General features: G+C 65.4%; 20 protein-coding genes and 1 tRNA gene. 19 read left to right on the top strand and 2 right to left on the bottom strand.

The genetic code is table 11. The features are described 5' to 3' along the window. The first annotated feature begins 48 nt into the window (after window positions 1-48). The 4 genes from AC0ZJQ_RS11085 to cysG all read left to right on the top strand — a co-directional run bounded on the left by AC0ZJQ_RS11085 (window position 49) and on the right by cysG (window position 4,630). On the top strand, window positions 49-1,374 hold the full coding sequence (locus AC0ZJQ_RS11085; protein ID WP_476476666.1) for a replication-associated recombination protein A: 1,326 nt from the start codon (window positions 49-51) through the stop codon (window positions 1,372-1,374). Beyond that, the gene (gene crcB, locus AC0ZJQ_RS11080; protein WP_008570802.1) at window positions 1,371-1,745 is read left to right on the top strand and encodes a fluoride efflux transporter CrcB; all 375 of its coding nucleotides are present in this window, start codon (window positions 1,371-1,373) and stop codon (window positions 1,743-1,745) included. Before AC0ZJQ_RS11085 ends, crcB begins: the two co-directional genes overlap by 4 nt. Window positions 1,746-1,816: 71 nt before the next feature. Beyond that, entirely contained in the window at window positions 1,817-3,097 is a 1,281-nt protein-coding gene (gene serS / locus AC0ZJQ_RS11075) for a serine--tRNA ligase (protein WP_213663163.1), read from the top strand. Between the two features lie 144 nt (window positions 3,098-3,241). Next, window positions 3,242-4,630, top strand: a complete 1,389-nt coding sequence (gene cysG, locus AC0ZJQ_RS11070; protein WP_237263453.1) for a siroheme synthase CysG — start codon at window positions 3,242-3,244, stop codon at window positions 4,628-4,630. A 54-nt stretch (window positions 4,631-4,684) separates the two neighbouring features. Here cysG and AC0ZJQ_RS11065 read toward each other — a convergent pair. Further along, window positions 4,685-4,774: transfer RNA gene (locus tag AC0ZJQ_RS11065), tRNA-Ser, on the bottom strand. A 119-nt stretch (window positions 4,775-4,893) separates the two neighbouring features. Here AC0ZJQ_RS11065 and AC0ZJQ_RS11060 point away from each other — a divergent pair. The 15 genes from AC0ZJQ_RS11060 to AC0ZJQ_RS10990 all read left to right on the top strand — a co-directional run bounded on the left by AC0ZJQ_RS11060 (window position 4,894) and on the right by AC0ZJQ_RS10990 (window position 17,559). Continuing rightward, window positions 4,894-5,562, top strand: a complete 669-nt coding sequence (locus AC0ZJQ_RS11060; protein ID WP_008570805.1) for a Bax inhibitor-1/YccA family protein — start codon at window positions 4,894-4,896, stop codon at window positions 5,560-5,562. 92 nt (window positions 5,563-5,654) lie between these two features. Next, a complete protein-coding gene (tusD, locus tag AC0ZJQ_RS11055; protein WP_476476665.1) occupies window positions 5,655-6,047 on the top strand; it encodes a sulfurtransferase complex subunit TusD in 393 nt (130 codons plus the stop codon). Further along, on the top strand, window positions 6,047-6,406 hold the full coding sequence (gene tusC / locus AC0ZJQ_RS11050) for a sulfurtransferase complex subunit TusC (protein WP_476476664.1): 360 nt from the start codon (window positions 6,047-6,049) through the stop codon (window positions 6,404-6,406). The genes tusD and tusC overlap by 1 nt, the downstream gene beginning before the upstream one ends. Next, a complete protein-coding gene (gene tusB, locus AC0ZJQ_RS11045) occupies window positions 6,406-6,708 on the top strand; it encodes a sulfurtransferase complex subunit TusB (RefSeq protein WP_476476663.1) in 303 nt (100 codons plus the stop codon). The genes tusC and tusB overlap by 1 nt, the downstream gene beginning before the upstream one ends. Beyond that, on the top strand, window positions 6,705-7,040 hold the full coding sequence (locus AC0ZJQ_RS11040) for a TusE/DsrC/DsvC family sulfur relay protein (RefSeq protein WP_003290025.1): 336 nt from the start codon (window positions 6,705-6,707) through the stop codon (window positions 7,038-7,040). The genes tusB and AC0ZJQ_RS11040 overlap by 4 nt, the downstream gene beginning before the upstream one ends. Next, window positions 7,037-8,020 (top strand): glycosyl transferase family protein, encoded by a 984-nt coding sequence (locus AC0ZJQ_RS11035; RefSeq protein ID WP_476476662.1) that lies wholly within the window; start codon window positions 7,037-7,039, stop codon window positions 8,018-8,020. The genes AC0ZJQ_RS11040 and AC0ZJQ_RS11035 overlap by 4 nt, the downstream gene beginning before the upstream one ends. 85 nt (window positions 8,021-8,105) lie before the next feature. Next, entirely contained in the window at window positions 8,106-9,122 is a 1,017-nt protein-coding gene (locus AC0ZJQ_RS11030) for a glutathione S-transferase family protein (protein ID WP_476476661.1), read from the top strand. 135 nt (window positions 9,123-9,257) lie between these two features. Next, entirely contained in the window at window positions 9,258-9,695 is a 438-nt protein-coding gene (locus tag AC0ZJQ_RS11025; RefSeq protein ID WP_165594551.1) for a YqaA family protein, read from the top strand. 73 nt (window positions 9,696-9,768) lie between these two features. Further along, window positions 9,769-10,824 (top strand): AraC family transcriptional regulator, encoded by a 1,056-nt coding sequence (locus AC0ZJQ_RS11020; protein WP_476477771.1) that lies wholly within the window; start codon window positions 9,769-9,771, stop codon window positions 10,822-10,824. Between the two features lie 159 nt (window positions 10,825-10,983). Then, window positions 10,984-11,751 carry an SDR family NAD(P)-dependent oxidoreductase gene (locus AC0ZJQ_RS11015; RefSeq protein WP_476476660.1) on the top strand — a complete coding sequence of 256 codons (768 nt, stop codon included), beginning with the start codon at window positions 10,984-10,986 and terminating at the stop codon, window positions 11,749-11,751. Between the two features lie 13 nt (window positions 11,752-11,764). After that, window positions 11,765-12,949 carry an acetyl-CoA C-acyltransferase gene (locus AC0ZJQ_RS11010; RefSeq protein ID WP_476476659.1) on the top strand — a complete coding sequence of 395 codons (1,185 nt, stop codon included), beginning with the start codon at window positions 11,765-11,767 and terminating at the stop codon, window positions 12,947-12,949. A 10-nt stretch (window positions 12,950-12,959) separates the two neighbouring features. Continuing rightward, window positions 12,960-14,093, top strand: coding sequence for an acyl-CoA dehydrogenase (locus tag AC0ZJQ_RS11005; protein WP_476476658.1), 1,134 nt, complete (start codon window positions 12,960-12,962; stop codon window positions 14,091-14,093). A 106-nt stretch (window positions 14,094-14,199) separates the two neighbouring features. Beyond that, window positions 14,200-15,819, top strand: a complete 1,620-nt coding sequence (locus tag AC0ZJQ_RS11000; protein ID WP_476477770.1) for a long-chain fatty acid--CoA ligase — start codon at window positions 14,200-14,202, stop codon at window positions 15,817-15,819. Window positions 15,820-15,885: 66 nt separating this feature from the next. After that, complete coding sequence (locus AC0ZJQ_RS10995) at window positions 15,886-16,971, top strand: CaiB/BaiF CoA transferase family protein (protein WP_476476657.1); 1,086 nt, start codon at window positions 15,886-15,888, stop codon at window positions 16,969-16,971. A gap of 369 nt (window positions 16,972-17,340) precedes the next feature. Further along, a complete protein-coding gene (locus AC0ZJQ_RS10990) occupies window positions 17,341-17,559 on the top strand; it encodes a hypothetical protein (RefSeq protein ID WP_155551733.1) in 219 nt (72 codons plus the stop codon). 732 nt (window positions 17,560-18,291) lie between these two features. On the opposite strand, the gene AC0ZJQ_RS10985 is transcribed toward AC0ZJQ_RS10990, so the two are convergent. Beyond that, a complete protein-coding gene (locus AC0ZJQ_RS10985; protein WP_476476656.1) occupies window positions 18,292-20,325 on the bottom strand; it encodes a S9 family peptidase in 2,034 nt (677 codons plus the stop codon). Window positions 20,326-20,384 lie beyond the last annotated feature (59 nt).

Genomic DNA, 20,384 nt, shown 5'->3' with positions numbered 1-20,384 from the left:
CCGAGGCCCGAATGTTCCGGGCCGTGCCAGCAGAGGTAGCCGTCCGCGATGGACCTGTTCAGCCGCGAACCCGTTGCCCAGCCGCTCGCCGCGCGGTTGCGCCCGGCCAGCCTCGACGAGTACGTCGGGCAGGAGCATCTGCTCGCGCGCGGCAAGCCGCTGCGTGAGGCGCTGGAGCAGGGCGCCTTGCACTCGATGGTGTTCTGGGGGCCGCCGGGAGTCGGCAAGACCACGCTGGCCCGGCTGTTGGCCAAGGTTTCCGACGCGCATTTCGAGACGGTTTCGGCGGTGCTGGCCGGGGTCAAGGAGATTCGCCAGGCCGTAGAGATCGCCAAGCAGCAGGCAGCGCAGTACGGCCGGCGCACGATCCTGTTCGTCGACGAGGTGCATCGCTTCAACAAATCGCAGCAGGATGCGTTCCTGCCCTACGTGGAAGACGGTACGCTGATTTTCATCGGTGCCACCACCGAGAATCCTTCCTTCGAGCTGAACAACGCACTGCTCTCGCGGGCGCGCGTCTATGTGCTCAAGAGCCTCGACGAAGCCGCGCTGCGCAAGCTGGTCGGGCGGGCGCTGAACGAGCCAAAGGGGCTTGGCGATCTGCGTCTCGAGCTGCCGGAAGAGAGCTTCCAGATGCTGCTGGCGGCTGCCGATGGCGATGGCCGCCGCCTGCTCAACCTGCTGGAGAATGCCTCGGATCTGGCCGAGGAGGGCGGTTCGATCGGGCCCGACCTGCTACGGGATCTGCTCGGCGATAGTCGCCGGCGCTTCGACAAGGGCGGCGAGGCGTTCTACGACCAGATCTCGGCGTTGCACAAATCGGTGCGCGGGTCCAACCCGGACGCCGCGCTCTATTGGTTCGCGCGCATGCTCGATGGCGGCTGCGATCCGCTGTACATCGCCCGCCGCGTTGTGCGCATGGCCAGCGAGGAAATCGGTAACGCCGATCCGCGGGCGCTGCCACTGTGCCTGAACGCCTGGGACGTGCAGGAGCGCCTGGGCAGCCCGGAGGGCGAGCTGGCGGTGGCGCAGGCGATCGTCTATCTCGCCTGCGCGCCCAAGAGCAACGCCGTCTACACCGCGTTCAAGGCCGCCATGCGTGATGCTGCCGAGAACGGCTCGCAGGAGGTGCCGCTGCACCTGCGTAACGCCCCGACCCGATTGATGAAGGATCTGGGGTACGGCAACGAGTACCGCTACGCCCACGACGAGCCGGACGCCTATACCGCGGGCGAGGATTACTTCCCCGAGGCGATGGAGCCGCGCCGCTATTACCATCCGGTTCCGCGCGGGCTGGAAAGCAAGATTCGCGACAAGCTCGAACACCTGGCGCGGCTCGACCGCGAAAGCCCGCAGCAACGGAGAAAACCATGATCCGCATGGTTCTGGCCGTCACCTGTGGCGGCGTGATCGGCACGCTGCTGCGCTTTGCCATCTCCACCTGGGTCAGCACCCAGTGGCCGCGACAGTTCTATCTGGCCACGCTGGCGGTCAATCTCATCGGGTGCCTGCTGATCGGCTATCTCTACGCGACCTTTCTGCTGCGTCCGGAGATTTCGCCGGAGCTGCGGGGGGCGCTGATCATCGGTTTTCTCGGTGCGCTGACGACCTTCTCCAGCTTCTCGCTGGATGCCTTGCGACTGCTGGAGAGCGGGCAGATCGCAATCGCCTTCGGCTATCTCGCGTGCAGCGTACTCGGCGGCCTGCTGGCAGCCTGGGCCGGGCTGGCGCTGGCAAGGTTATGAACCCGCGCGGCTTCAAGTAAACTCCGTTCCCTCTTCGCCTTTCATCCAAGCTTTCACAGACGAGACCCACCATGCTTGATTCGAAACTGGTACGCACACAGCTACAGGACGTGGCGGCCCGCCTGGCCACCCGCGGCTACCAGCTGGACGTGGCGCGCATCGAGGCGCTGGAAGCCCAGCGCAAGGTGGTGCAGACCCGCACCGAGCAACTGCAGGCCGAGCGCAATGCGCGCTCCAAATCCATCGGCCAGGCCAAGCAGCGCGGCGAAGACATCGCGCCGCTGCTCGCCGACGTGGATCGCATGGGCTCGGAACTCGAATCCGGCAAGCAGGAGCTGGACCGCATCCAGGGCGAGTTGGATCAGCTGATGCTCAGCATTCCCAACCTGCCGCACGAGTCGGTACCGGTCGGCGAGGATGAAGAGGGGAACGTCGAGGTACGTCGCTGGGGTACGCCGGCGACCTTCGACTTCCCCGTGCAGGATCATGTCGCGCTCGGCGAGCAGCATGGCTGGCTGGACTTCGAGACCGCCGCCAAGCTCTCCGGGGCCCGTTTCGCCCTCATGCGCGGGCCGATCGCTCGCCTGCACCGCGCGCTGGCGCAGTTCATGATTGACCTGCACACCCGTGAACACGGCTACGAAGAGGCCTACACGCCTTATCTCGTGCAGGCTCCGGCGCTGCAAGGCACCGGCCAGTTGCCGAAGTTCGAGGAAGACCTGTTCAAGATCAGCCGCGAAGGCGAGGCCGATTTCTACCTGATCCCGACCGCCGAGGTCTCGCTGACCAATATCGTCGCCGGCGAGATTCTCGATGCCAAAGAGCTGCCACTGAAGCTCGTCGCGCACACGCCGTGCTTTCGCAGCGAGGCCGGTGCTTCCGGACGCGACACCCGCGGCATGATCCGCCAGCACCAGTTCGACAAGGTCGAGATGGTGCAGATCGTCGAGCCGTCGAAATCCTTCGAGGCGCTGGAGAGCCTGACTGCCAACGCCGAGAAGGTCCTGCAGCTGCTGGGCCTGCCGTACCGCGTACTGGCGCTATGCACCGGCGACATGGGCTTCGGCGCGACCAAGACCTACGATCTCGAGGTTTGGGTACCGAGCCAGGACAAATACCGCGAGATTTCCTCGTGCTCCAACTGCGGCGACTTCCAGGCCCGGCGCATGCAGGCGCGCTATCGCAACCCGGAGACCGGCAAGCCGGAGCTGGTGCACACCCTCAATGGCTCTGGCCTCGCCGTGGGGCGTACGCTGGTCGCGGTGCTGGAAAACTACCAGCAGGCCGACGGCAGCATCCGCGTGCCGGATGTGCTCAAGCCGTACATGGGCGGTATCGAGCTCATCGGCTAAGCCTCGCACAGATGGGTGCGGACGCCGCGCCACCCACGCGTGGCGTTGCGGCAAATGGCCCATCCTTGATTTTCGACAGGGGCAGGCCGATGCCGATCGGCTCAGATGCCCCTATCTACTGAGCTGAAATCGGGATCGAGCCGCATGGATTACCTTCCTCTGTTCCACAATCTCCAGGGCCGTCTGGTTCTGGTCGTCGGCGGTGGCGATATCGCCTTGCGCAAGGCGCGGCTGCTGTCCGAGGCCGGCGCGGTTCTACGGGTGGTTGCGCCACAGCTCGATCCGCAGCTGGTCGCGCTGGTGGAGCAGCAGGGCGGCACGATCGCGCCGCGCGGCTATGCCGACGGCGACCTTGCCGGCTGCGTGCTGGCGATTGCCGCCACGGACGACCAGCCGCTCAATGCACGCGTCTCGCAGGATGCCCGCGTGCTGGGCGTACCGGTTAACGTGGTGGATTCGCCCGAGTTGTGCAGCGTGATCTTTCCGGCCATCGTCGATCGCTCGCCGCTGGTGATCGCAGTCTCCAGCGGTGGCGATGCCCCGGTGCTGGCCCGATTGATCCGCGCGCGTATCGAAACCTGGATTCCGGCGGCCTATGGTCAGCTCGCCGGGCTGGCCAAGCAGTTTCGTGCCCAGGTCAAGGCACGGTTTTCCGACGTCCAACAGCGCCGGGTGTTCTGGGAGGAGGCGTTCCAGGGGCCCATCGCCGAACAGGCACTGGCGGGTCGTACCGCCGAGGCCGAGCGCCTGCTGGCGGAGAAACTCGCCGGTGCCGCGCCGCGGGCACTGGGCGAGGTCTACCTGGTCGGCGCCGGTCCGGGCGATCCCGATCTGCTGACCTTTCGTGCGCTGCGGCTGATGCAGCAGGCCGACGTAGTGCTTTACGACCGCCTGGTGGCGCCGGCGATCGTCGACCTGTGCCGGCGCGACGCCGACCGCATCTACGTCGGCAAGCAGCGCTCCGAGCATGCGGTGCCGCAGGACCAAATCAACCAGAAGCTCGTCGAGCTGGCCAGGCAGGGCAAGCGCGTGCTGCGTCTGAAGGGCGGTGATCCGTTCATCTTCGGTCGTGGCGGCGAGGAGATCGAAGAACTGGCCGCCAACGGCGTGCCGTTCCAGGTGGTCCCGGGCATCACGGCGGCCAGCGGTTGCGCCGCCTACGCGGGGATTCCGCTGACCCATCGCGACCATGCGCAATCGGTGCGCTTCGTCACCGGCCATCTCAAGGACGGCACCTGCGATCTGCCGTGGACGGAACTGGCGGCGCCGGCGCAGACGCTGGTGTTCTATATGGGGCTGGTCGGCTTACCGATGATCTGCCGCGAACTGATCGCGCATGGCCGCGCTGCGCACACGCCCGCCGCACTGGTGCAGCAGGGCACGACGCGCACCCAGCGGGTGTTCACCGGCACGCTGGCCGAACTGCCGGAGCTGATCGCCGCGCAGGAAGTCCAGGCGCCGACTCTGCTGATCGTCGGCGAGGTGGTGCAGTTGCGTGAAAAGCTGGCCTGGTTCGAAGGTGCCGAGGCCTGACGCTCGCCAGAAATGAAAAAGCCCCGGATTACCGGGGCTTTTTCATCATGCAGATGGCGGAGGCGGTGAGATTCGAACTCACGGAAGAGTCTCCCCTTCGGCGGTTTTCAAGACCGCTGCCTTCAACCACTCGGCCACACCTCCGCATGAAGCGGGCGCCATAGTACCGGATCGAAACACACTGTCAAACACTGCGCGTCAAACTGCTCCCGGTGCTCTGTTATAGTCACCGACGAATCGTTTTCATCCTCGGGAGTGTCGCCATGCACGAACACGAATACGCGCTTAGCCACACGCAGGTCGAACAGCGCGAAGTCAGCAAGGTCCTGCGCAACACCTATGGCCTGCTGGCCATGACGCTGGCCTTCAGCGGCCTGATCGCATACCTCGCCATGCAGGCCAACGCCGCGTATCCGAACATCTTCGTGGTGCTGATCGGCTTCTACGGTTTGTTCTTCCTGACCGCCAAACTGCGCAATTCGGCCTGGGGCCTGGTTTCCACCTTCGCCCTGACCGGTTTTATGGGCTATACCCTCGGTCCGGTGCTGAACATGTACCTGGGCCTGAGCAACGGCGGCGAGCTGATCAGCTCGGCGCTGTCGATGACGGCGCTGGTGTTCTTCGGCTTGTCGGCCTACGTGCTGATCACCCGTAAGGACATGAGCTTCCTCAGCGGCTTCATCACCGCAGGCTTCTTCGTTCTGCTCGGCGCCATGCTGGCCGGCTTCTTCTTCGAGATCACCGGGCTGCAACTGGCGATCAGTGCCGGCTTCGTGCTGTTCTCCTCGGCCTGCATCCTGTTCCAGACCAGCGCGATCATCCACGGCGGCGAGCGTAACTACATCATGGCCACCATCGGCCTGTACGTTTCGCTGTACAACCTGTTCCTCAGCCTGCTGCAGCTGCTGGGCATCTTCGGCGGCGACGACTGATCGCGCGCCGGATCGATTGAGCCCGCTTCGGCGGGCTTTTTCGTTTTTGCGGCTCGCGTATCATGTCGGCCCCAGCAACCCACTGGTGAGCCATGAAATTCGCGATCGCCCTGTTTTCTCCTCCCCATGCGCCGGCCTCGCGCCGCGCCTTGCGCTTTGCCGAAGCGGTGCTGGCCGGCGGACATGACATCGTTCGGCTGTTCTTCTATCAGGACGGGGTACATAGCGCGTCGGCCAACATCGTGACCGCCCAGGACGAGCTGGACGTTGCCGTTGAGTGGAGTCGCTTCATCGCTGCACATCAGCTGGACGGCGTGGTGTGCATCGCCGCCGGCCTGCGCCGTGGTGTGCTGGACGAGCAGGAGGCGCGCCGCTATGCGCGCGCTGCCGCCAATCTGGCCGCGGGCTGGGAGCTTTCCGGTCTGGGTCAGTTGCACGAGGCGGCGCAACAGGCCGACCGTCTGATCTGTTTTGGAGGTGACTGATGGCGCGTTCGATGCTGATCATCAGCCGTCGGTCGCCCTGGTCCGGGCCGGGCGCGCGTGAGGCGCTGGATATCGTGCTGGCCGGTGGCGCGTTCGAGCTGCCGCTGGGCTTGCTGTTCCTTGACGACGGCGTGTTCCAGCTGGTGCCGGGACAACAGGCCGCGTGCCTGCAGCAGAAAGACCTCGGTGCCAACCTGCAGGCCTTGTCGCTGTTCGGCGTCGAGGCGCTCTACGTCGCGTCGCGCAGTCTTGCCGAGCGCGGCCTGGAGGGGCAGCCGCTGAGCCTGCCGGTGGAGCCGCTCGACGATGCCGGCCTGCGCGCACTCATCAATCGCTACGACCATGTGATCACTCTCTGATGGCGACCCTGCACGTTCTTTCCGCTTCACCTTTCGCCAGCGACCATTTCGCCGGCTGCCTGCCACTGCTCGGCGCGGGCGATGGCCTGCTGCTTTGCGGCGATGCCGTGTATGCGCTGCGGGCCACCACGGCCCAGCGTTGCCAGCTCGAACAGCTTGCGGCAGACGTTGCGCTGTACGGCCTGGCCGAAGATGTCGAGGCTCGCGCGCTCGGCGAACTGCCTGTGCGGGTGGCGCTGCTCGATTACCCGGGCTTCGTCGAACTCTGCGGCCGCTTCGAACGGGTCAACAGCTGGCTATGAGCGTCCTGAACGTGGACGGTCGGCACATCGAGCTGGACGACGACGGCTACCTGCGTGATCTCGCCGAATGGAACGAGGACGTGGCCCAGGCGCTCGCCGAGCGGGAAGGGCTGGCGCTCGAAGCCGCGCATTGGGAAGTCATCCATCTGCTGCGCGACTTTTATCGCGAGTTCCAGCTGTCACCGGCCACCCGGCCGCTGATCAAGTACGTCGCACTCAAGCTGGGCGCGGAAAAGGGCAACAGCCTGCACCTCAATCGTCTATTCAACGGCACCCCCGCCAAGCTGGCCGCCAAGCTGGCGGGCCTGCCCAAACCGAGCAATTGTCTATGAGTCTGGTTACCCCTGAAGAGCATCCATTTGCCGTTTTCGTGCGCATTCTTGGCAAGGGCAAGCGGGGCGCACGCGGCTTGACCCGCGAGGAGGCCCGCGAGGCGATGGGCATGCTGCTTGATGGTCAGGTTGAGGAGGCTCAGCTCGGCGCCTTTCTCATGTTGCTGCGGCACAAGGAGGAGAGTGCCGAGGAGCTGGCCGGCTTCACCGACGCGGTGCGTGCGCGGGTAGGCGAGCAGAGCATTGCGGTCGATCTCGACTGGCCGAGCTATGCCGGCAAGAAGCGTCATCTGCCGTGGTATCTGCTTGCTGCGAAATGCCTCGCCGGCAACGGCGTGCGCATCCTGATGCACGGTGGCGGCGCGCACACCGCCGGGCGCCTCTACAGCGAGCAGTTGCTCGATATGCTCGGCATTGCGCGCTGTGCCAGCTGGCAGGAAGTAGGGGCCACGCTCGATCGCGACGGCCTGGCGTTCATCCCGCTCGGAGCCTGGATGCCGACGCTGCAGCGCATGATCGACCTGCGCAATGTGCTCGGCCTGCGCTCACCGGTCCACTCGCTGGCGCGCATCCTCAATCCGCTGAACGCGCGCTGCGGTTTGCAGAGCATCTTCCATCCCGGCTATCAGGACACCCACCGGGAGGCGAGCCGGTTGCTGGGCGACCACGCCATCGTGATCAAGGGCGAGGGCGGGGAGATCGAAATCAACCCGGACAACATTTCCCATCTGTACGGCGCCACCGCCGGCGAGGCCTGGGACGAGGAGTGGTCGGCGCAATCGGCGCAACGCCATGTCAAGCCTGCGACGCTCGAGCCGCAGCACCTGCTCGACGTCTGGCATGGCCGCGCCAGCGACGCCTACGGCGAGCTGGCCGTGGTGTCGAGTATGGCGCTGGGCCTGCGCGGGCTCGGGCATCCGCGTGAGACGGCGTTCGAGCTGGCGCAACGCTACTGGGCGCAGCGCAATTCATCGAACTGACGGATCGGTTAGACCAAGCATTCGGTCCCATCGACCGAACCATCGTCTCTAGAGTGCTTCCTAATAGAAACGACTGGAGGCACGAATGGGATTGTTGATCGATGGCCAGTGGCATGACCGCTGGTACGAAAGCCGCGACGGACGTTTCGAGCGTGAGCAGGCCAAGCGCCGTCACTGGATCACCGCGGACGGTAAGCCGGCTGCCGATGGTCAGCCGGGATTCAAGGCCGAGGCCGGGCGCTACCACCTGTATGTTTCGCTTGCCTGTCCGTGGGCCCACCGCACGCTGATCTACCGCAAGATCAAGGGGCTCGAAAGCCTGATCGACGTCTCGGTGGTGAGCTGGCTGATGGCCGACCACGGCTGGACGTTCGACCGCAGCACCGGCTCCAGCGGCGATGCGCTGGACGACGATCGCTACCTGCACCAGCGCTACACCCGCGACGATCCGCGTTACAACGGCCGCGTGACGGTACCACTGCTGTGGGATCGCAAGCAGCAGCGCATCGTCAACAACGAATCCTCCGAGCTGATCCGCATCTTCAACAGCGCGTTCGACCACCTGACAGGATCGTCGCTCGATCTCTATCCCCAACCGCTGCGCGGTGAGATCGACGCGCTCAATGCGCGTATCTACCCGGCGGTCAACAACGGTGTCTACCGCGCCGGCTTTGCCACCAGCCAGGAGGCTTATGAAGAGGCCTTCGCGCAGGTTTTCAGTACGCTGGACTGGCTGGAGCGTCGCCTAGACAAGCTGCGCTATCTGACCGGTGAGTATCTGACCGAGGCCGACTGGCGGCTGTTCACCACGCTCATCCGCTTCGACGCGGTGTACCACGGTCACTTCAAGTGCAACCTGCGGCGCATCGAGGACTATCCGAACCTCTCCAACTGGCTGCGCGAGTTGTACCAGTGGCCGGGGATCGCCGACACGGTGGATTACCGCCATATCAAGGGGCATTACTACCAGAGCCATCGGCAGATCAACGGCAACGGCATCGTGCCGCAAGGCCCGGCGCTGCAACTGGAGCGCGCGCACGATCGCGAGCGCCTACCGGGCCTGGGCATCTTCAATCGGTCGACTGCGGCCGTTCTGTCCTGAGCGCGACGGCTGCGCAAACGGCCAATTCACCCCTGAGATAGCCGCAGTATCGCTCGCCCATCCGCCGTCGGGGCGGCGCGGCGGCGATGCACCGTGCATACTGCGCGGCCAAGCAAGGGTGGATGGACGCGATCGATGTGGGGGCTTTCCGGCTATCTCGGCCTTTTTCTGGCGGCGTTCGGTGCGGCGACGCTGCTGCCGATGCAGTCCGAGGCGCTGCTGGCGGGCTTGCTGCTGTCGGAGCGCTATGCCGTCTGGGGATTGCTGGCGGTGGCCAGCGCCGGCAACGTGCTCGGCTCGCTGGTGAACTGGCTGCTGGGGCGCTACGTCGAGCGGTTTCGCCACAAGCGCTGGTTTCCGGTCAACGAACGGCAGCTGACCCGCGCACAGCAGCACTATCACCGCTACGGCCGCTGGACCTTGCTGCTCAGCTGGATGCCGATCATCGGTGACCCGCTGACACTGGTGGCCGGGATGATGCGCGAGCCGCTGTGGAGCTTCGTGCTGATCGTCGCGCTGGCCAAGACGACGCGCTATCTGATGGTGGTCGGCCTGACGCTGGGCTGGATGTGACGGACGTCGGGTTGGAAACCGCAGCCGACTGAACGATGATCCCGTGCGACGTCCAGCGGATACCTCGGCACGCATGACCCACGCACCGTCCTCGACCACACGCCTTACCGTTACGCAACGTGACAGCATCTCCGTGCGCCTGGTGCGCGAGGCGCTGCTCGCGTTCGAGCGCGCCGATCTGTCGGGCGCGCAACTGCTGGCCGAGCTGGGCCTCGATCCGGCCTGCCTGCGCGATCCGGACGGGCGCGTCGATGTGCGCGACTACACGCGGCTGTGGCTCGGGCTGGCGCAGCGCTTCGATGACGAATTGTTTGGCATGGATCCGCGTCGACTGCGTTCCGGCGGCTTTGCCTTCATCAGCCGCTGCTGTATCCAGCAACCCACGCTGGAAAAGGCCTTGCAGCAGGCGCTGAGCTTCTTCGGCCTGGAGCTGGAGAACTTTCGCGGCAAGCTGATCCGCAGCCAGAGCCTGGCCGAGATCGTGCTGCGCGAGCGCACCGCCGAGCCCGCGCGGGCGTTCTGTTACTTCACGTTCTGGATGCTGCTGCACGGACTGGCCTGCTGGCTGGTGGGCCGGCGCATCCCCTTGTTGGCGGTGGAATTGCGCTGCGCCGAGCCGGAGTACACCGACGACTACCGGGTGATGTTCTCCGACAACCTGCGCTTCGCGCGGCCGTCGACGCGCATCATCTTCGCCGCCGAAGTGCTCGATCTGCCGATCCGGCGCAGCGAAGCCGAGCTGCACAGCTTCCTTGCCGAGGCGCCGGCGAACATCCTGGTGCGCTATCGCGACCATTCCAGCCTGGCCAGCCGAATCCGTCAGCAGCTGCGCCATCTGCCGGCAGAGCAGTGGCCCGATGCGGCGACGCTGGCGCAGCGTCTGTGCATGTCCGCCTCGACGTTGCGCCGCCGGTTGGCCGAAGCGGGCCAGCCCTACCAGACCATCAAGGACGGCCTGCGCCAGGAGATGGCCACGCAGTGGCTGGCCGATGCCAGCGTCAGCTACGGCGAGATTGCCGAGCGGCTCGGGTTCGCCGATGTCAGCTCGTTCTACAAGGCGTTTCGCAAGTGGACGGGCAGCAATCCCGGCCACTACCGCAACCTGATTCTGGCGCCGACGCAGCATTGAACGTACGCGCCGGCAGCACCCGTCGCCGTCGTGATTGCGCTTTGCCATTGGCCAAAACGCTCAGGCAGGTTGAGTAGATCGGCCATTGCCGCTCCCGTGTCGTTGTCTAAACATGAATCCCGGCTTCGCACCGAATAACAACAAGCACGGGAGAGAGCCATGCAGATTCGCGACAGGGTATTCCTCATCAGCGGTGGCGCTTCGGGGCTTGGTGCCGCCGCGGCGCAGGCGCTGGTCGAGGCGGGTGGCAGCGTGGTGCTGGCCGATCTCGACGAGGCGGCGGCCATCGCCCAGGCCGAAGCGCTCGGCGCCGGCGCACTCGGCGTGCGGGCCGACATCCGCGACGAACAGGCCGCGCGCCACGCGGTGACGACGGCCCGCCAGCACTTCGGTGCGCTGCACGGGTTGGTCAACTGCGCCGGGGTCGCCGGAGGCGAGAAAATCCTCGGCCGCCACGGCCCGCACGGCCTCGACAGTTTCAGCCGCATCGTCGGCATTAACCTGATCGGCACCTTCAACATGCTGCGCCTGGCCGCCGAAGCGATGGCCGAGAACGCGCCGGATGCCAACGGCGAGCGCGGCGTGATCATCAATACCGCGTCCATCGCGGCCTACGACGGACAGATCGGCCAAGCAGCCTATGCGGCCTCAAAGGGCGGCGTCGTCAGCCTGACCCTGCCGGCCGCCCGCGAGCTGGCGCGCTTCGGTATCCGCGTGATGACCATCGCCCCCGGCGTGTTCGAGACGCCGATGATGGCCGGCATGACCCAGGAAATTCGCGATTCGCTGGCCGCCGGCGTGCCGTTCCCACCACGTCTGGGCCGCCCCGCCGAATATGCCGCGCTGGTGCGGCACATCTTCGAAAACAGCATGCTCAACGGCGAGGTGATCCGTCTCGACGGCGCCTTGCGCATGGCCGCCAAATAAAAAGGAAATGCACATGAAAGATGATCCGATCGTAATCGTCAGCAGCGCGCGCACGCCGATGGGCGGCTTCCTGGGTGACCTGCTGGGCATGACCGCTCCGCAGCTCGGCGCGGCGGCAATTCGCGCTGCGGTGGAACGCAGCGGCCTGCCGCCGGAGAACGTGCAGGACGTGCTGATGGGCTGTGTGCTGCCGGCCGGGCAGGGCCAGGCGCCGGCGCGGCAGGCGGCGCTGGGCGCCGGGCTGACCCGCGCCACCACCTGCACCACGGTAAACAAGATGTGCGGTTCGGGCATGCAGACGGTGATCCTGGCGCATGACCAGCTGCTCGCGGGCAGCTCCGACATCGTCGCCGCCGGCGGCATGGAGAGCATGTCCAATGCGCCGTATTTGCTCGACCGCGCCCGCGGTGGCTATCGCATGGGGCATGGCCGGGTGCTCGATCACATGTTTCTCGACGGCCTTGAGGACTCGTTCGACAAGGGGCGCCTGATGGGCTCGTTCGCCGAAGAGTGCGCTGATACTTTCGGCTTCAGCCGCGAGGCGCAGGATGCCTACGCACTGGAGTCGCTGCGCCGGGCGCAGGTTGCGATCGCCGAAGGCCGTTTCGCCGAGGAAATCGTCACCCTGGAAGTCACCCAGGGCAAACAGCAGCGCACGGTTCGCGACGACGAGCAGCCGCCCAAGGCTATGCCGGAGAAGATCCCGAGCCTGAAGCCGGCGTTCCGCGAAGGCGGTACGGTGACCGCTGCGAACTCCAGTTCGATTTCCGACGGCGCCGCCGCGCTGCTGCTGATGCGCCGTTCCGAAGCTGAGCGCTGGGGCCTGCAGCCGCAGGCGGTGATCCACGGCCACGCGGCTTATGCCGATGCACCGAATTTGTTCACCACCGCGCCGATCGGGGCGATCCGCAAGCTGATGGAGCGCACCGGCTGGCGTCTCGAGGACGTCGATCTGTTCGAGATCAACGAAGCCTTTGCTGTGGTGGCGATGGTGGCGATGCGCGAGCTGGGGCTGGATCACGCCAAGGTCAACGTCAACGGCGGCGCCTGCGCGCTGGGGCATCCGGTGGGCGCGTCCGGCGCACGCATTCTGGTCACACTGCTGGCGGCGCTGCGCGCGCGCGGCTTGCGGCGCGGTGTGGCGGCGATCTGCATCGGCGGTGGCGAGGCCACGGCGATGGCTGTCGAGCTGATCTGAGGAGGCGCCCATGCTGCCCAACGAAGACCAGTGCGCCATCGCCGAGATGGCGCGGCAGTTTGCCGAAGAGCGGCTAAAACCCTTCGCCGAGCAGTGGAGTCGCGAGCACCGCTTTCCGGCCGAGGCCATCGGCGAGATGGCGGCGCTGGGCTTCTTCGGCATGCTGGTGCCGGAGCAGTGGGGCGGTAGCGACACCGGCTACCTGTCCTATGCCATGGCGCTGGAGGAAATCGCTGCCGGCGACGGCGCCTGCTCGACCATCATGAGCGTGCACAACTCGGTGGGCTGCGTACCGATCCTGCGCTTCGGCACCGAGCAGCAGAAGCGCGACTTCCTCATGCCACTGGCACGTGGTGAGCAAATCGGCGCCTTCGCCCTGACCGAGCCGCAGGCCGGCTCCGATGCCAGCAGTTTGCGCACCCGCGCCCGGCGCGACGGTGACCATTACGTACTCAACGGCGCCAAGCAGTTCATCACCTCCGGCAAGCACGCCGGCATGGTGATCGTCTTTGCGGTGACCGACCCGGAGGCTGGCAAGCGCGGCATCAGTGCCTTCATCGTGCCGACCGACAGCTCCGGCTATCAGGTGGTGCGCGTCGAGGACAAGCTCGGCCAGCACGCGTCCGACACCTGCCAGATCGCCTTCGAAGACCTGCGCGTACCGGTGGCCAACCGACTGGGCGAGGAGGGCGAGGGCTACCGCATTGCCCTGGCCAACCTGGAAGGCGGACGCATCGGCATCGCTGCGCAGGCGGTCGGCATGGCTCGGGCGGCATTCGAGGCGGCGCGCGACTACGCCCGGGAGCGCGAAGCGTTCGGCAAGCCGATCATCGAGCATCAGGCGGTGGCCTTCCGCCTGGCCGACATGGCGACGCAGATCGCCGTGGCGCGGCAGATGGTGCATCACGCTGCCGCGCTGCGCGAAGCCGGGCGTCCGGCGCTGGTGGAGGCTTCGATGGCCAAGCTGTTCGCCTCCGAAATGGCGGAGAAGGTGTGCTCGGCGGCGATCCAGACGCTCGGCGGTTACGGCTACCTGGCCGACTTCCCGGTAGAGCGCATCTACCGTGACGTGCGCGTCTGCCAGATCTACGAGGGCACCAGCGACATTCAGCGCCTGGTTATCGCCCGCAACCTGGGAGAGTGAGCGAAGCGTCATGCGGCGCGGCGAACCGCCGTGCCGAGCACAGCCGGGAACGCCGGCCACCTGAAAATAACAACAAGACGAGGTAGGAAACATGCAGACAGGCTTGATGCAGAACGCGCCCCTGTTGATCAGTGGCATCCTCGCCCACGCCGCACGCGCACACGCCGATCGCGAGATTGTCTCGCGGCTGGTCGGCGAGCTGCTCTGGCGTTACGACTACGCCGGCCTTGCCAGCCGCGCCGCGCAGGCCGCCACGATGCTGCGCAGGCTCGGCATCGAGGCAGGCGACTGCGTGTCTTCGCTGGCGTGGAACACCCATCGTCATTACGAGCTGTTCTTCGCGGTGCCGGGTATCGGCGCGGTGCTGCATACCGCCAACCCACGGCTGTCGGATGAGCAGATCGTCTACACCATCAACCACGCCGGCAGCCAGGTGCTGTTGTTCGACAGTTCCTTCGCCGAATGCGTCGCTAGGTTGCGGCCGCGCCTGGACAATATTCGGCATTTCATCGAGCTGGCAGCCCACCCCGTTTCCGCAATGGCCGACGTACAGGGCTATGAGCGACTGATCGCTGCCGCCGCGCCGCTGGATTGGCCGCAGTTCGACGAGAACGCCGGTGCCGTGCTCTGTTACACCTCCGGCACCACCGGCGATCCCAAAGGTGTGCTGTACAGCCACCGTTCCGTGGTGCTGCATGCGATGGCGGCGGGGTTGTCCGGTGCCTTCGGCCTGTCCGCTTTCGATTGCATCATGCCGTGCTCGTCGCTCTACCACGGCACCGCCTGGGGCCTGCCGTACGCCGCGGCGATCAATGGCTGCAAGTTCGTCCTGCCGTGCGACAGGATGGACGGCCCGAGTCTGCAGGAGCTTATCCAGAGCGAAGGCGTGACCATTTCCGGTGGCGTGCCGACCATCTGGACCATGTACCTGGCCCATCTTGAGCGCAGCGGTGAGGACGCCGGTACGCTCGCGCGGCTGGTGATCGGCGGCTCCGCGGTGCCCCGCGCGATGGCGGAAACCTTCCAGACCCGTTACGGCGTTGCGGTCTGCCAGCTCTGGGGCATGACCGAAACCAGCCCGTTGGGGGTGGTGGCCACGCCGACGCCCAGATTGGCCGGGCGTGGCCCGCAGGCCGTCAACGATACGGTCTGGACGCGCCAGGGGCGTTTGCAGTTCGGCATCGAACTGCGGGTGGTGGACGAACAGGGCCACGAGCTGCCACGCGACGGCGTCAGTGCCGGTCGTCTCAAGGTGCGCGGACCGTGGACGGTGGAGCGTTACTACCGGAGCGAAACCAGCGCGCTGGACGAGGACGGCTGGTTCGATACCGGCGACATCGCCACGCTGGATGCCGATGGCTTCATGCGCATCACCGATCGCAGCAAGGACGTGATCAAGTCCGGTGGCGAGTGGGTCAGCTCCATCGATATCGAGAACGTTGCGGCCGCGTGTCCCGGCGTGAAGGTCGCGGCCGTGGTCGGCGTGTTCCATCCGAAATGGGAGGAGCGCCCGCTGCTGGTGATCGAGCCGCATGCTGACGCCGAGGTCACCGCCGAATCGGTCCTCGCGCACTTGGAGCCGAACATCGTCAAGTGGTGGATGCCCGATGCGGTGGTCTTCGACGCCGTGCCGCTGACCGCCACCGGCAAGATCGACAAGAAAGTGCTGCGCGAGCGCTACCGCGACCATCTGCTCGACAAGCCGCTGAATGCAGCGAACCAGTAGTCGCCACCGCACGGTGTTCTCGCGTCGAAGCGGAGCGCCTGCGGCTGGCAGGAACGGGGAGGGGGTATGAGCGAGACGGAGCAGGATCGTCAGGGGCCGCTGTGTGGCCTGCGCGTGCTGGAGTTCGCCGGCATTGGTCCCGGACCGCACTGCGCGATGCTGCTGGCGGACATGGGCGCCGAAGTGCTGCGCGTCGAGCGCGAGGGCGGTACGGGATGGGCGAACCCGGTGGTCGACCGCGGCCGCAAGGTGGTGACGCTGAATATCCGCAATGCTGCAGGGCGGGCGCGCTGCCTGGAACTGGCGCAAGGCGCCGACGTGCTTATCGAGGGGTTTCGTCCGGGCGTCATGGAGCGCCTGGGCCTCGGGCCGGACGAGCTGCTGGCGCGCAACCCGCGGCTGATCTACGGGCGCATGACGGGCTGGGGCCAGACCGGACCATTGGCCCGGGCGGCCGGGCACGACATCAACTACATCGCGCTGACCGGGGCGCTGGCCGCAATCCGCGGCGAGAGCGGACCGGCGGTGCCGCCGCTGAATCTGGTCGGCGATTTCGGCGGCGGCTCGCTGTATCTCGCCGTGGGTATCCTCGCTGCACTGTGGGAACGCGAGCGCTCGGGCCAAGGGCAGGTGATCGATGCCGCAATCGTCGATGGCGTGTCGTCGCTGATGACCTTTTTTGCCGGGCTGCTACCCAGCGGGCGCATCGAGATGCAGCGCGAGCGCAATCCACTGAGTGGCGCGGCGCCGAACTACCGGTGTTACCTCTGCGCCGATGGTCGTGAGATCGCCATCGGCGCGCTGGAACCGCCGTTCTGGCGCGAGTTGCTCGAACGCATCGACGCTCCGCAAGCGCTCTGGGAGGGCTGCGCGGACCCGACTGTCTGGACCGAGCAGGGCGACGCGCTGGCACGGTTGTTCGCCAGCCGCAGCCAGGCCGAATGGTGCACCCTGCTGGAGGGCAGCGATGCCTGCTTCGCACCGGTGCTGCCTCTGGAGGAAGCAGCCGGGCATGTTCACATGCGCCAGCGCGGCATCTATCAGGAGGTCGACGGCCAGTTGCAAGCAGCGCCTGCGCCGCGCTTCTCACGCACCCCGGGCAAGGCCCGGCGCACGCTGCGCGTAGCGGAAGCGGACGCCCGCTGGGATTGATGCGAGCTGTCGCCGTTGCCCGCCGCGTGCGTCTGCCGGCTTGGCGGTTCACGCTCACGAACAGGTGATGAATGTGCGAAGTTCATTGTTCGACGATCCGTAATTCACGCCGATTCACTAAAGCCTCTTGGTCTCGATGCCGCGACGAAGAGGCGGGCGGGATATCAGAAGTTGAATAAGCAGATGAACTTCAGGTGGTGCGTAGACTGTCGACGGGATGTTGCAGAAGTGCCTGTAAACCAATGTTCATCCGGCTGTAATGCTCGACCTAGACGAGCCGCGCGTCGGTTCGAATTGCATCGGCACGAGAGCTGGCTACCCTCAATGTAGATGCCAATTATTACAACAAAAAGCGGGGAGTCAGACGTCATGAACAATTACAACGAGCCTGTAGTTGCACTTGAACTATGCCGCTTCTGCGCGCATTGCATTGCTGCCATTGTTGTGGCCGGCATGTTGTTCATTGGTTTGATCGGGTCCTGGAGCGTGGCCCTGAATGTAGGCTTGATACCACTGCTCGCTCTTGCGGCCTCCGATCTGCTGGCCAAGCGTCAGGAAGATGCGCTGCAATCGGCGATCCGCGCCTGAGCACGCTGCGTCGGCGCAACCCATGGCGCCGACGCCCTTCCGATAGCACGCATGGCAGCTGCCGGTTCCCGTCGCCGCCACCTCCCATTCCAAGCGGTTCTCAAGTCTTTACCGTTTCTGCCGCCGCCACACTGGTGCGCGCTGGGGTGGCGTGCCGGTGTTACCGCTTCACGAAAATGTAACGATGCTTGGGGCGCACGGTAACGACGATGTCCGTTTTTTGTGCGCACGACGCTTCGCGGAAAATCGTAACTCTATGAAAAATAAGGATTTATAAAAGCTGGCACGCCGAATGCTCTATCTCTGGCACAACAAAAACAAGAAAGCAGAACCCACAACAAAAACAACACGTAGCGACTCCAACACAATAAAAATAAGCACATGGAGGCGTAGCAAACTGATTCTTTTGGAGAGGAATTGCCCGACAGGTTTCCTGTCGACCGGGCCGAGAACGACAAAACTGCCATGAGGCAGCGCCAGAACCGGTTGAGCCCGCGAGGACAGTGGCAAATCAGCGACCAAAAAAATCCGTTTGTTCTTAATGTCCCGAACATGGGACTGCGTCGGGCCTTGGCTCGAACCGGGCGCTCAACAAAAACAACAAGCCCGTCAGCAGAAGAAGAACAAAGCAATAACTCTTGAAGGGGAGCCGTCAGGCTCCCCTTTTTATTTGCGCCTTCGCCAGTACGGCTGCTCAGACCGTGGCTGGCGAAGAGCGGCGCACCTCCCAGCCTATCCCGCCAGGTCGAGTACTTTGAGGATGAAGGCATACTCCAGTGCCACGTCCTTGAGCGCCTGATAACGGCCGCTCATGCCGCCGTGCCCTGCGCCGAACTCGGTCTTGAGCAGCAGCAGGCTGTCGTCGGTGCGCGTGGCGCGCAGCTTGGCGACCCACTTGGCGGCTTCCCAGTACTGCACGCGGCTGTCGTTGTAGCCGGCCACGACCAGCAATGGCGGATAGGCCTGCGCGCGGACATTCTCGTACGGCGCGTAGGCCTTGATGCGTTCATGCACCTCAGGATGATTCGGGTCGCCCCACTCGTCGTACTCGGTCACGGTCAGAGGCAGATCGGCGTTGAGCATGGTGTTGAGCACGTCGACGAAGGGGACCTCGGCGATTGCCGCACCGAACAGTTCCGGGCGCAGGTTAAGCACCGCGCCGATCAGCAGGCCACCGGCGCTGCCACCACTGATCGCCAGGCGCTGCGACGTGGTGTAGCCATCGGCCAGCAGTTGTTCGGCGCAGGCGATGAAATCGGTGAAGGTGTTCGGCTTGTGTTCCAGTTTGCCGGCGCGGTACCAGGCTTCGCCCAGATCGCCGCCGCCGCGCACATGGGCGATGGCGAAGATGAAGCCGCGGTCGAGCAGCGACAGTCGCGCATGCGAGAACCAGGGATCCAGGCTGTGACCGTAAGCACCGTAGCCGTAAAGATAAAGCGGCGCCGGCTTGCCGAAGCTGTCGCGGCGGCCGACCAGGCTGATGGGAATCTGCGTGCCGTCCTGGGCGGTAGCCCAAATGCGCCGGCTTTCGTAGGCATCGGCATCGAACGGACCTTCCACCGGGGTTTCCTTGAGCACCGTCTGGCTGCCGTCGGCGAGAGTCAGTTGGCGGATCTGCGCGGGCCGGTTCAGCGCCTCGTAGCGCACGCGGATCACCTTGCTGGTGAATTCCAGCGAGTTCTGCACGTGCAGGCTGTAGGCCGCATCCGGCAGTTGCAGGCGATAGGGCTGGGCGCCCTGCGGGCGTACCTCGATCACCGGCAGGCCGCTTTCACGCAGGGTCAGAGTGAGTGCCTCGGCGTTCAGGCTGACGTCCTCGAGCATCACCGCGTCGTCATGCGGGACCAGCTCCTGCCAGTGCTCGCGGCCCGGCTCGGCCTCGCTGGCGTGGTAAAGGGCGAAATTGATGCCCGCCTGGTTGCTGCGGATCAGCCAGCGCCACTGACCTTCGTACAGGCCGTGATCGGGGAAATACTCGTGGTCTTCCCGGCGTGGCGCCAGGCAGGTCCAGTTGCCTTCCGGCTGGTCCGCCGACAGTACCCAGGCTTCGCTGGTGGTCTTGCTGTGGGAGAGGATGACCAGCTGGCGTTCGGAGCTGGCGCGGTAGCAGTGCACGAAGAAGCGCCCGTCCGGATCGTGGAACACCGCGGCGCTACCGGTCTCGCCCAGTCGATGGCGGTAGATTTTGTGCGGTCGGTGGGTGTCGTCCAGTTCGCCGTAGAACAGAGTCTGGCTGTCGTTGGCCCAGGTCATGCTGCCGTCGCAATCGTCGAAGGGCAGCTCCGACACCGCGCCGCTGGCCAGGTCTTTGACGAACAGCCGGTAGATTTCGTCGCCTTCGCGGTCGAGGCTGTAGGCCAGCTTGCTGTGGTCCTGGCTGATGCTGAAGGCGCCCAGCGACAGGAAGCCGCCGCCGGCCAGCTCGTTGGGGTCGAGCAGTAGCTGCTCGGCGCTTTCGTCCACCGTTAGCGAACCATCCAGCGGACGCGGGCAGCGGTAGTGCCGTGGGTACTCGTCACCAGCCGTGGTGCGCTGGTAATACAGCCACGGACCCCAGGGCGAGGGCAGGGACAGATCGGTTTCGCGAATGCGGCCTTTGATTTCCTGGAACAGGGTTTCGCGCAGTTCGGCCTGATCGGCAAGCTGCTGCTCGAGGTAGATATTCTCCGCCCTGAGATAAGCCAGCACGTCCTCGGCGTCACGATTCTCCAGCCAGCGGTAAGGGTCGGTGCCGGTATCGGCGCGGGCGATGGGGGCTTGGGACATGCAGTACTCCGGTCTGGGGCGGCGGCGTTTCGGTCCGCGTTTGGCGTGCAATGAAAGGC

Source organism: Stutzerimonas sp. 21-1 (assembly GCF_056336065.1).
Note: the sequence above shows the minus strand (reverse complement) of the source record. Positions and strands in the feature narration are given on the sequence as shown.